Below are 11,625 nucleotides of genomic sequence, written 5' to 3'. Positions count from 1 at the left end.
CTCACGAATTTCTGGCGCAGGACACTAGGCTCCGTTGTGCCCGGACAACCTCTTCGGGCACCTCGCTGCCACTGCCGTTCCCGGCGTTGAGGAGTGGCGGGACGGGGCTTATCAGCGGACCTTGCGCCTGCCGCACCGGCACGGCGTCGTCGCGCTCCGGCCGCAGCCCGAGTACATCTACTGTCGGCTGACTCTGACCGATCTTCGGGACCTGTCGACCGCGATCACCCGCTGCCGTTGGCTTCTCGGCCTCGAACTGCGTCGACGTGGCGAGGGGCGCGGAGTTCGTCGGTGTCAGGGACTCGAAGGATCGTGGTGGGGCCGTGCTGGTGTTCGGGCCATCGCAGTGGTCGGCGTTCGTCTCGGCAATAATGGGCTCTGCTTGGAGTCGCTGACGCGCAACGAACAGCCCCCCGCCTGGGGGTGTGTTCGGGGTGCTGTAGTTGTGGGGCATGGCGTGGTTTACCGAAAGTGACTTGCGGCGGCTTGCCGGGGAGCGGTCTTTTGATCGGGGATTGGGTTACCGGGACGCCGTGGGCAGCATCGCCCAGTTACCCGACGGTGTCGTGGCGAGCGTGGCCGGGACCGATAGCTATCGAGTTCGGTTGCGCGACTTTGACGGCAGGCTGGGTGGGGACTGCAGCTGTCCCTATGGACGCGAGGGGGCCTTCTGCAAGCACTGCGTCGCCGTCGGGTTGCGGATTCTTTCTGCCGCACCACGAGAGGCCAAGCCTGCGCCGCGTTCCGACGTTCGGACCTTCCTGGAGACGATGGATCGGCTCGAACTCGTTGAGCTGATCTGGCAGCAGGCGCAGGACGATCCCGTGCTGTATCAGCGGTTGCGGTTGCAGGCAGCGACCGCGTCGGCGCAGCCCGATGTTTCGGTCTTGCAGGACCAGGTGAGCCTGCTACAGGTCGATTGGCTCGACTTTGACGACGAGGACGACTACGTCAGCCGCGCCAACAGTGTGCTCGACGCGCTTCACCGGTTGTTGCCGGATCACGTGGCTTCTGCGCAGCAAATGCTGCGTGCGGTGGTCACTCACGTCGGCGCCGCGGCGAGTGTGTGCGAGGGCGCCGCAGACATGGTGAACGACGCCGTTGATGCAGCTTGGGGGCTCTACCTGGAAACTTGCCAGGTCGCGCCGCCTGACCCCGCCGAGTTGGGTCAGTGGCTGGCCTACCTCCGGCTCAACACTGAGGTGAGCCAGGTGAGCCTCGGTGAGATCGTCGACCTGCTCGGTGAAACGGGGCTCGCGGCGTACAAGGCCAGCCTGGACGAGGCCCGGGATCGACAGCCTGACCTGTGGCGGGTGCGTCGGCTGCGCGAGGAACTGGTCCGGGAAGTGGGGGACACCGACGAGCTGGTGGAGGTTCTTGCCGAGGAATTGTCCTATCCTCATGCTTACGTGCGAATCGCCGTTGTCCTGCACGAGGCAGATCGGGTCGACGAGGCGATCGACTGGTTGCAGCGTGGTTTGCGGTCCGTGGATTCGCGGGACGGACGTGCGAGCGAGCTCGTGGAACGGCTCGTCGAGCTTTATCAAGCTGTTGGGCGCGACGCCGATGCTGTGGAACTCCTGGAGACGAGATTCACCGCCTCACCGAACGAGGGAACCTATCGGCAATGGCGCAAGGCTGCCGAACGGATCGGGAAGTGGCCGCCACTGCGGGAACAGGCACACCGGATCTTGCGCGAGCGAACCGAGCGCGGAGAGGCGTTCGCGGCAGGGACTCTGGCACGGATCTTGGTGGAGGAAGACGAAATCGACGCGGCCTGGGAGATTGTGCAGCGGTATCGCTGCGACGAGCCGACTCGGCTGGCCGTTGCGGATCGCCGGGCCACAACCCACCCAGCCGATGTCATCGCCATCTACCGGCCGCTCGTGGACACCGCCATCGCGGTGGGCAACCGGAACGGTTACACACGCGCCGCCCAGCTGTTGACGACCCTGCGAGGCCTGCATTCCCGCAGCGGAGCTGACGCGGCGTTTCAGGCCGATGTCCGGGGTCTGAAGGGAGCCCATCGGCGCAAGCGGGCCTTGATGGCAATCCTCGCTGACCACGGCTTGTGACGCGGCCTGGCTGGTCATGGGCCCTGAACTGGGCAAATGCGCCGAAGCGCGGATGGTCGGCCGGGTCGCTGCGAGGCGGGCTGGGCAGGCACGTTGATGTCGTTTTTTCGCTAGCGCCGGGCCTGTCCAGCGGCGATGCTGGGTGGCATGCACGAGGATGTGGCTCGGTGTGTGCGGGCCGTTCAGTCCAAGGACGCTCGGTTCGACGGGTGGTTCTTCACCGCCGTCATCAGCACCGGGATCTACTGCCGGCCTAGTTGCCCCGTTGTTCCTCCCAAGGTGGAGAACATGCGGTTCTACCCGAGCGCCGCCGCTGCTCAGCAGGCTGGGTTTCGGGCTTGCAAGCGGTGTCGGCCCGATGCCAGTCCCGGGTCTCCGCAGTGGAACGAGCGGGCCGACCTCGTTGGGCGGGCCATGCGGCTGATCGCCGACGGGGTCGTTGATCGGGACGGTGTTCCCGGGCTTGCCTCTCGGTTGGGGTACAGCGTGCGGCAGATCCAGCGGCAGTTGTTGGCCGAGCTTGGGGCCGGGCCGCTTGCCCTGGCCAGGGCGCAGCGTGCGCAGACCGCGAGACTGCTGATCGAGACCGCGACCGTGCCCATGAGCGATGTCGCTTTCGCCGCTGGGTTTGCCAGCGTGCGGACGTTCAACGACACCGTGCGCGAGATCTTCGGGCTCGCGCCCACCGAGCTGCGGGCGCGCGCTTCGCGACAGCAGCCCGTTGCTGCGGGGTCATTGGCGCTGCGGTTGCCGTTCCGGGCTCCGCTGTGCCCGGACAACCTCTTCGGACACCTCGCCGCCACCGCCGTGCCCGGGGTTGAGGAGTGGCGGGACGGGGCTTATCGGCGGACCTTGCGCCTTCCCCACGGCCACGGCATCGTCGCGCTCCGGCCGCAGCCCGAGTACATCGACTGCCGGTTGACCCTGACCGATCTTCGGGACCTGTCAGCTGCGATCACCCGCTGCCGCTGGCTCCTCGACCTCGACGCCGATCCGATCGCCGTCGACGACCTGTTGCGCACCGACCCGGTGCTCACGCCGCTGGTCGGCAAGGAGCCGGGCCGGCGCGTGCCTCGCACCGTCGACGCCGAGGAGTTCGCGCTGCGTGCAGTGCTCGGGCAGCAGGTTTCCACCGCGGCCGCCCGCACGCATGCCGCGCGGCTCGTGACCGCACATGGCGAGCCGGTCGCCGATCCGGCCGGCGGGCTGACCCACCTGTTCCCGGACACGAGCGCCTTGGCGTCGCTGGATCCGGACGCGCTCGCCTTCCCGAAGGCCCGCCGCAAGACCATCACCACACTGGTCGATGCCTTGGCGGGTGGTTGTATCGACCTCAGTGTCGGCAGCGACTGGCATCGGGCTCGTGCTCAGCTCGCGGAGCTGCCCGGATTCGGCCCGTGGACCGTCGAGACCGTCGCCATGCGCGCTCTCGGCGACCCTGATGCGTTCGTGCCCACCGATCTGGGAATCCGTTACGCCGCAAGTAACCTGGGCCTGCCCTCGACGCCTGCGGCACTGACCGGTCACGCCGCTGCATGGCGTCCCTGGCGCGCGTACGCCGTGCAGTACCTGTGGGCGACCGGCGACCACGCGATCAACCGGCTACCCGCCTGAGGAGAGGATTCCAGTGCACCCGGTGAACACCGTCATCGACAGCCCCGTCGGCCCGCTGACGCTCGTCGCCGTCGACGGCGCCCTGACCGGTCTCTACATGGAGCGCCAGCGGCACCGACCGCCAGAGGAGAACTTCGGCGAGCCGGACACCGCGCCCTTCGGGCCGATGATCGAGCAGCTTCAGGAGTACTTCTCGGGGCAGCGCAACGAGTTCGACCTGCCGATTAATTTGATCGGCACCCCGTTCCAGCGCACGGTCTGGGCGGAGTTGTGCGAAATCCCCTACGGCGAAACGATTTCCTACGGAGAGCTGGCCGAGCGGATCGGAAAGCCCAGTGCCTCGCGGGCCGTCGGGCTCGCCAACGGCAAGAACCCGATCGGCATCATCGTGCCCTGCCACCGCGTCGTCGGATCCACCGGCAACCTCACCGGTTACGGCGGCGGGCTGGACCGGAAGCAGCACCTGCTCGACTTCGAGCGGCGAGACACCGCGGCCACGCAGGCAGCGCTCGACTTCTAGCGCCCGTTCGGCAGCGGCGCCAGGGCGGGGCGGCGATTTCGGGCGAAATCGCCGCATCTGAAGTAGTGACAGGTAAGACGATTTTGCTGGTAGCGGGCCGTGAGTCTATTGGTAGCTATAACCAAAGACTCACGGTCCGTGCGTTCAAGGCCTTCTCGGTGTTCTCCGTCAGGCCAGGTCGGCGTCGTGGGCCAGGAGGGCTATCTGGGTTCTGTTGCCGAGGTCCAGCTTCGTCAGGACGTGGGAGACGTGAGCCTTCACCGTGGCCACGCTCATGTACAGGGCTGCCGCTATTTCGGCGTTTGTGCTGCCGCGGGCGATCGCCAGGGCGACCTCGTACTCGCGGTCGCTCAGCTTGGTGAGGCGGGCTCGGGCCCGTTCGCAGCGGTCGGAATCGGTGGTGACCTTGTCCATCAGCTTGCGGGTGATCCGCGGGGACAGGATCGGGTGGCCCTCCGCGACCTTGCGGATCGCGTCCACGATCTCCGGCGGCGGGGTGTCCTTGAGCAGGAAACCGGCCGCACCGGCCCGCAGCGCGTGCACGATGTTCTCGTCGGTGTCGAACGTCGTCAGCACGATGACCTCGGGCGGGTCCCGTCGTTCGCGCAGCATCCGGGTCGCGGCAATGCCGCCGACCTTCGGCATCCGGATGTCCATCAGGACGACTTCGGGTGCGTGCGCGTTGGCTGCGGTCAGCGCCGCGTCGCCGTCACCGGCCTCGCCGACCACCGCGATGCCGCCCGCGCCGTCGAGCATCATGGTCAGCCCGGCGCGCACGAGCGCGTCGTCGTCAACGATCAGGACTCGAATCACACCGGCCACGGTAGCGAGGCGTGCAGCCGGAATTCGCCGGAAGAAGTCAATTCGTGGTCCAGCTGACCTCCGGTCAGGCGCACCCGCTCGGTGAGGCCGACGAGTCCGGTGCCGGTGCCGGGAACCGTTGTCGTCGCGCCGACAGGGTTGCGGATGTCGATGCGCAGCCCCTCGCCCGGCGCGCCCGCCACCGTAACCCGAACCGGTTGTCCCGCCGCGTGCTTGCGCGCGTTCGTCAGGCCTTCCTGCACGATCCGGTAACCGGTGCGGCCCGTCGACAGGGGCAGCGACCCCGCACCCGACGTGTGGTCCTGGAAGTCGATCCGGGTGCCGGTTCTCCGGGTCTCCGCCACCAGCGCGGCCAGGTCGGGGAGGCCGAGCCGGGCTGGTTCTTCGGTGTCCTCGCGGAGCACGCTGATCACCTCGCGGAGTTCGTCCAGCGCCTGGTGGACACCCTCGCGGATGACCCCGGCAGCCTGCGCGAGTCGTGGCGGATCGATGTCCTGGCGGTATTCGAGCGCCCCCGCGTAGGTGGCGACCAGAGACAGCCGGTGGGCGAGCACGTCGTGCATTTCCCTTGCCAGCGCGGTGCGTTCGGCCGCTCGTGCCTCCGCGACGCGCCTGCCCTGCTCGGCTTCCGCCCGCCGGGCCCGTTCCCGCAGCGAGTCGATCAATTCCTGCCTCGCCCTGATCAGCAAGCCCCAGCCGAGCAGCCCGGCGTGCGCGACCACGTCCAGCACCAGCCACCAGCCGAGGGGGAGTCCGGGCAGCGGTCGCCACAGGCCGCGGATCGCGTGCCCGATGATCCCGGCCGTCGCCACCTGGCAGGCGACGGCGATGCGACGTTCCTTGGCCACCACCAGCGTCGCCAGCGTGGCCGGTGGCGTGGCGGTCGCGGACACCGCCGCCAGCGCGGCCAACACGACCGCGATGGGGACGGGCCAGCGGAACAAGGCCGCCACCAGCACGAATGCGAGTGCTCCGACGGAGATGTCCAGGATCAACCCGCCCGCCCCGGTGCCCGCCTGGATCTCGCCGTAGACCAGCGACGCGACCAGCGGCGCGACACCAATGACGGGCGCGATGGGTTTTCGCACGCGGCAAAGGGTAGAGCCACCTGCGGAGCTTGGGCATCAGACTAAAGTCGAACTCGGCGCAGACCGCAGTCGATGCGGGCACGGCCGTCAGCTGTCAGCTACCGGGACACGCGTTGGCGCAGCCGGAGAAGGTCCGGAACTCGTCGGATCGACCGCCAACCTCACCGGTTGCGGCCGGGCTGGTCCGAAAGCAGCACCTGCTCGACTTCGAGCGGCGGAACACCGCGGGCACACATGCTGCGCTCGACTTCTAGCATGCAACGCCGTGTGCCCGGCACGGCCCGTGGCGTGGCAGCCGACACCGTGAACGTTCGTGGGCACGGCACTACCCGTTGCTTCCGCCGAGAGCGGCTACCAGTACTGATGCCGTTTTCCGTCGGTGTCGGCGACGAAGATGACCGCGTCGGCGCCGTCCAAGTCTGCTGGGTTGAGCGGTATGTGGCCGGGCACGATCGGTTTGCCCGTGCCGATCGACGGGGGAAGCGCGGCACGCAGGGCCTGTGCTGGGAACAGTGCGCGTCGGGTAGTCGCCTCGGCCAACACGCGCTGTAGGGTGCCCGGATCGCTGTCGGGGCTGGCGTCGGTTGCCAGGAACACGTAGCGCTCGCCGAGGGTGAGCCCGACGAGCGCGCCAGCGCTCTCCCAGTTCACGTCGTCCTCGCCGACCGGCATTCCGGACCGCGCGCGCTGCAGGTGCGCGTTGTGCGCGAACACCAGGCACGGCCCGCGTCGCTGCTCCTGCGCAACGATCGCGAGCAGGTTCTCGGCCATCATCTCGGTGCGCAGGCTGAGCAAGGTCGCAATGCGGTCGGGTGCGGGGCTGGACATGGCCGCGTGATAGCGCAGCAGGCCCTGAGCGGTGCGCGCGTGCGCGACGGTGTGGTCGTAGCCGGTCGGGTCGGCGGGGCGCAGGCCAGGTGCCGCGCGGCGCAGCGTACTGGCGAGGTCGTCCGCGACGATGCGCAGGGCGCGAGCGCGATCGGAGTCGCCGACGGACGCTGCCGGGTCGAACATGGCCGCCTCGTTCGTCCAGTCCGCGTCCTCGCCGAGCAGCGCGTCGAGGTCGCGAACTGACTCGGGCCGCAGCGCCGCGGGCAGGTAGTCGTTGACCGAGGACAGTGCGCGTCGCGGACTCGGCGCACTGGAAAATTCCAACGGCGCGTCGAAGCCGTGGAAGCGAACCCGATCCTGCGGCGCGCGGCCGGCATTGTGCTCACGGAGCCATTCGACGAGTTCGCGGTTGCCCGGCACGGCGCCGAACCCGTGGCTGAACCCGGTCGCGAGCACCGTACCGATCTCCGCCGTTTCCCCGGCCACGTAGTCGTCGACAACGGACGCGGCAAAGACATCGGTCTCCAGCACGATCGACCGGTATCCCCGTTCGACGAGGTGGCCGAGGAGTTCGTTGCGCAGCAACGGGAACGCCTCGATCCCGTGTGTGGGCTCGCCGAGGGCGAGCAGGGCCGGCGGCTCGGGCCGCGCGGCGAGCAGCTCGTCGAGGGCACGGCCCAGGCTTGCCGGGTCGTCGAGTTGGCGGCCGATTCCACGCAGTGCTGCGGCAGTGGACATGAACACTCCTTTTCGGAAGGAACTGCCCTCGACCGTATCGTTGAAGAATCCATTGAAACTTCAGCGACGTCTACCAAGGTTCGATAGATTGAAGCCTCAATCGGAGGTGCAAGCTGCGACCCATCGACCTTGCCGGGAACACGGGTTGTCCGCACAGGCGATCCGAAACTACGACGACGCGGGCATCCTCCCACCGACCGAGCGCAGCAAGACCGGTTACCGGCGCTACACGCTCCTGCACGCGCAGGCCCTGCGCGCCTTCCTCGCGTTGCGCCGTGGCCACGGGCACCAGCAGGCAATGGAGATCATGCGCGCGACCAACCGGGGCGACACCGAGTCCGCCTACCGACTCATCGACGCCGCACACGTCGCGCTGCTCGCCGAACGCGATACCCGCACTGAGGTAGCGACGGCCCTGGGCAGCCTGTCCACCACGACGCCCGCCCCTGTCAACGGTCGACCGCTGACCGTGGGCGAACTCGCGCGCCGACTCGGCCTGCACCCGGCGACGCTGCGCACCTGGGAGACCCAGGGCATCCTCCGCCCCGAACGCGACCGGGCAACGGGTTACCGCGAATACGGACCGGACTGCGTACGCGACGCCGAGATCGCCCGGCAGCTGCGCCGGGGCGGCTACCTGCTGCACCAGGTCGCGCAGTTCATCGAGTCGCTGCGTGAGGCGGGTGGGGCGGACGCGCTGAGCGCCTTCCTCGGCTCCTGGCAGGACCGGCTGACCACGCGCAGCCGCAACCTTCTCGCCGGCGCGGCCCAACTCGATAGCTACCTCACCATGCTCGATCAGACGCAGCAGGTGCAGCTGGCGACGTAGTGAGGGCAGGGGTCCGTGTTGCCAAGCGAGCGCCCCAAAGCTCGGCGAGCCCGAGCCCGAGCCCGAGCCCGAGCCCGGTCGCGAGACCGGCCGTGAGTCCGTACGCGCGCCCGACCTCGGCCGCGAGACCGGCCGCGAGACGGCGGTGTCCGTACGCGAGCCCGGTCATGAGCTGGAGTTGTCAGCGGGCCACACCTGGATGGTCGGGCGGTGGAAAGCCCCCGACGCCGTCCGGCCATCCACCGAGCTCGGCCCGGTGCCGTGAACGCATACCAGCACCGGGGGCGGATTCCACCGCCGAATGAAGAAAGGTTGACGGTTTGAGTTGGGCCGAGCGCCGCTGTGACATGTGTTTCGGGCGCGGGTGGATTCCGGAATCGCACGAGGTCGAGCCCGGAAAGTGGGTTGCGAACAACGCGACGTGCGGATCATGCAACGGCAGTGGAAACAAAATAGAGGCCGGTGCCTGCCCATGTGGACCTGGATTCCTCGACGAATCATTACCGACGGTGGAAGGGTGGTTACGATGTTGTACACGGCCCAACCTGCGGAGGGAACGGGACGGTGCCGGTTCGCCGTCAGTCCCTCCGCAAGGGCGACGGAGACGAAGTGGTCGAGCAGGATTGCAACCCGCGCGACGGCTCCGGTCAGCTGGAAAGCCCGCCGGCATAGGAGGTAGCGATGAGCGACCCCAGCGAGACGACGTCGCGCTGCCGCGGCTGTGATGGCAGCGGATACGTGACACTGCCGCGCGCGATCTTGTCAATGGCCACGGGTGAAGTGGACACGGTGATGGCGCGATCGAGATGCCGGCACTGCCGCGAAACACCGGGTCGCCAACGCGGCTTCGGGCCACCCGCATGATGAGGTAGGGGCATGGTGGACAACAACGACGATGACGAGAAGATGCGTGCTGGCGGTCCGAACGCACTGTGCTTCACCTGTGGTGGGATGCGGAAGATCAGCGAGCCGCGGATCTACGTCGTGCAGGCCACAGAGGACATGCAGACCGGCATGACGATGGCCGAATGGCGCACCTGCCCGCAATGCGACGGCAAGGGCTACCTGCCAGGGCTTGTCCCGCCGGCGTAACTCACCCAGAAACAACGAATGCGCCCCGCACCCGGTGAAGAGGGTTGGGTTCACGTAGACGAGGCCACCCCTGAAGCGGATAGAGCCTAGGAGATCGTGACTTCGCGTGGCCCAATGTCGGGCGGCCAACACGTCGAATGGCTCATGCGCCGGTCGGACGGCTGGCGCTGGCTGCTCACCTGGCGGCCAAGCACCCCAACACGCATCAGGTAAACGAAAGCGCCCGCCCAGTACCAGGAATACCGGACGGGCGCTGCACTGTGCGGGTCAGTCACATCTGGATACCGGCCCATCGTACGAATACCGCGAGTGAGTCGGTGGCTCGGCGGTCGGCTGCGGCGAGTGCGCGCAACCCGGCACGACCCGTTCCCACTCGGCGGTGGCTTCGGGGGTCAGCCACTCGGGAGGCTGGGGGCGATCCGCCGGAACGCTGGGCCGGTGGCGACTTTCCGGCCACCCGGTTCCGTGCCGTTCCCGCGTCCGTGGAGCAACTTCAACGCGGCAGGCTGCGCAGTCCTAGCCACAGGCACCTCCGAGCTTAAATTCACGGATTCTGAGGCGATGCTCCCTGCGCATCAACGTTTGCCGTTGGTTGCCAACATGCCCTGTGACCTCGCACGGGCGAGGGGACCTTCCGTGCCTTACGACGCGTAAGAGCGGGCGTTCTAGGCTGTCTGCGCGCTCCTGTACGTTGCAGGGGTTGACGGAAGGCGGGCACAAGTTTGACCCGTCGATGGGAGGTCGACGTGAGTCAGCCGCTTCTGCCGATTGACGTTCCCTCGGCCGGCCCCGGCTCCAACACCACGACGTTCGCGGACAACATGCGGTTGCCGGTGCACCGTTGGTTCCGGTACAGCGCTGGCTTTTCAGCGCAATGGGCAGGCTCGGTGATCGAGGAGTCCGGCGCGAAGCACGTCCTTGATCCCTTCGGTGGATCAGGGACGACAGTCATTGCGTCGGAGGAGATCGGCGTCGCTGGCATCGGCCTTGACGTGCATCCCTTCGTGACGCGCATCGCCAAGGCGAAGCTCGCTTGGCGAGCTGACCCGGATATCCTGGTCAAGCGTGCCAATGACATACGCCTTGAAGCTGAGAAAGAGCGGCCAGTGGTCGCACCGCCCGCACCGCTGATCGCGAAGTGTTTCCCCGACCGAAAGACTTTGCTCAATCTTCTGCGCATACGTGACGCCGTTGAGCGACTGCGCGTTGGCGATGAGTACGACGAACTGCTGTGGCTGGCCTTCGTCAGCATCATCCGAGCCTGTTCTCCTGCCGGGACTGCACAGTGGCAGTACGTGCTGCCCAACAAGACAAAGAGTCGGGTTGCGGAGCCACTAACGGCCTTCGAGGCACGCGTTGAAGTATTCGCCCAGGACATGTGGGCAATGCGCTCGAGAAGGTCGGCCCCTGAGGGGAAGATCGTGGAGGCCGACGCCCGGACACTCGATGGCGTGCCTGATGGTTGGGCGGACTTGATCCTTACGTCACCGCCGTATGCGAACAACTTTGACTACGCCGACGCCACTCGACTGGAGCAGTCGTTCCTCGGCGAGATTACCGGCTGGGGCGACCTGAAGCAGCTACGCAAGAAACTGATGAAGTCCGCGACCCAGCACATGGGTGGCTGGGATGCCGCCGAGGCACTTGAATCGCCGCTTATCGAGTCGATTCGCGAGGAGCTTCTGGCGGTCTTCGGCGAGCTTTCGAGTATCAAGCGCAGCAAGGCGGGAAACAAGGCGTACGACCTGATGGTCGCTGGCTACTTCTTGGACTCCGCACAGATCTGGCACGCTCTGCGTCGAGCTAGCTCACCTGGAGTGAAGGTCTGCTATGTCGTCGGCGACTCGGCTCCGTACGGCGTTCACGTGCCGGTGGAGCGCTGGCTTGGAGAGCTCGCTCTCGCGGCTGGATTCAAGGAATGGCGGTTCGAGAAGGTGCGCGACCGCAACACGAAGTGGAAGAACCGGAAACACAATCACCCCCTCCACGAGGGTCGACTCTGGATTGAGGGCTGAG

11 protein-coding genes and 1 pseudogene are annotated in these 11,625 nt (G+C 67.3%); 9 read left to right on the top strand and 3 right to left on the bottom strand.

All coding sequences use genetic code 11. The features are described from left to right. Positions 1–31 precede the first annotated feature (31 nt). From SSPN_RS53375 to SSPN_RS0141160, 5 genes and pseudogenes are all read left to right on the top strand, one after another. Positions 32–256, top strand: a pseudogene (locus SSPN_RS53375) (AlkA N-terminal domain-containing protein); the annotation flags it as partial. Between the two features lie 10 nt (positions 257–266). After that, positions 267–395, top strand: a complete 129-nt coding sequence (locus SSPN_RS53370; protein WP_237710987.1) for a DUF397 domain-containing protein — start codon at positions 267–269, stop codon at positions 393–395. A 375-nt stretch (positions 396–770) separates the two neighbouring features. Further along, complete coding sequence (locus tag SSPN_RS0141170) at positions 771–2,075, top strand: tetratricopeptide repeat protein (RefSeq protein ID WP_010316496.1); 1,305 nt, start codon at positions 771–773, stop codon at positions 2,073–2,075. Positions 2,076–2,222: 147 nt separating this feature from the next. Next, the gene (locus SSPN_RS0141165) at positions 2,223–3,689 is read left to right on the top strand and encodes a DNA-3-methyladenine glycosylase 2 family protein (protein WP_029536249.1); all 1,467 of its coding nucleotides are present in this window, start codon (positions 2,223–2,225) and stop codon (positions 3,687–3,689) included. 13 nt (positions 3,690–3,702) lie between these two features. Next, positions 3,703–4,209 carry a methylated-DNA--[protein]-cysteine S-methyltransferase gene (locus SSPN_RS0141160; RefSeq protein ID WP_010316492.1) on the top strand — a complete coding sequence of 169 codons (507 nt, stop codon included), beginning with the start codon at positions 3,703–3,705 and terminating at the stop codon, positions 4,207–4,209. 168 nt (positions 4,210–4,377) lie between these two features. Here the strand turns inward: SSPN_RS0141160 and SSPN_RS61275 are convergent, their stop codons facing one another. Together SSPN_RS61275 and SSPN_RS61270 are read right to left on the bottom strand one after the other, a co-directional pair. Continuing rightward, positions 4,378–5,031: a response regulator transcription factor gene (locus SSPN_RS61275; protein ID WP_010316490.1), complete on the bottom strand. Its 654-nt coding sequence runs from the start codon at positions 5,029–5,031 to the stop codon at positions 4,378–4,380. Continuing rightward, the gene (locus SSPN_RS61270; protein WP_010316488.1) at positions 5,019–6,119 is read right to left on the bottom strand and encodes a sensor histidine kinase; all 1,101 of its coding nucleotides are present in this window, start codon (positions 6,117–6,119) and stop codon (positions 5,019–5,021) included. The genes SSPN_RS61275 and SSPN_RS61270 overlap by 13 nt, the downstream gene beginning before the upstream one ends. A gap of 29 nt (positions 6,120–6,148) precedes the next feature. Here SSPN_RS61270 and SSPN_RS61265 point away from each other — a divergent pair, with 29 nt between their 5' ends. After that, on the top strand, positions 6,149–6,373 hold the full coding sequence (locus tag SSPN_RS61265) for a hypothetical protein (RefSeq protein ID WP_010316486.1): 225 nt from the start codon (positions 6,149–6,151) through the stop codon (positions 6,371–6,373). Positions 6,374–6,470: 97 nt separating this feature from the next. Here SSPN_RS61265 and SSPN_RS0141140 read toward each other — a convergent pair whose 3' ends face one another. Then, positions 6,471–7,688 carry an erythromycin esterase family protein gene (locus tag SSPN_RS0141140; RefSeq protein WP_010316483.1) on the bottom strand — a complete coding sequence of 406 codons (1,218 nt, stop codon included), beginning with the start codon at positions 7,686–7,688 and terminating at the stop codon, positions 6,471–6,473. A 145-nt stretch (positions 7,689–7,833) separates the two neighbouring features. On the opposite strand from SSPN_RS0141140, the gene SSPN_RS0141135 reads away from it, so the two are divergent. The 3 genes from SSPN_RS0141135 (at position 7,834) to SSPN_RS0141125 (ending at position 11,624) form a co-directional block, all read left to right on the top strand. Beyond that, positions 7,834–8,517: a MerR family transcriptional regulator gene (locus SSPN_RS0141135; protein ID WP_010316481.1), complete on the top strand. Its 684-nt coding sequence runs from the start codon at positions 7,834–7,836 to the stop codon at positions 8,515–8,517. An 876-nt stretch (positions 8,518–9,393) separates the two neighbouring features. After that, positions 9,394–9,609, top strand: a complete 216-nt coding sequence (locus SSPN_RS0141130) for a hypothetical protein (protein ID WP_010316479.1) — start codon at positions 9,394–9,396, stop codon at positions 9,607–9,609. 746 nt (positions 9,610–10,355) lie between these two features. Continuing rightward, on the top strand, positions 10,356–11,624 hold the full coding sequence (locus tag SSPN_RS0141125; RefSeq protein WP_010316477.1) for a class I SAM-dependent methyltransferase: 1,269 nt from the start codon (positions 10,356–10,358) through the stop codon (positions 11,622–11,624). Position 11,625: the final 1 nt, after the last annotated feature.

The organism is Saccharopolyspora spinosa NRRL 18395, assembly GCF_000194155.1.
Lineage (GTDB): Bacteria > Actinomycetota > Actinomycetes > Mycobacteriales > Pseudonocardiaceae > Saccharopolyspora > Saccharopolyspora spinosa.
The sequence above is the reverse complement of the archived record's forward strand: the minus strand, read 5'-3'. Positions and strand labels throughout refer to the sequence as shown.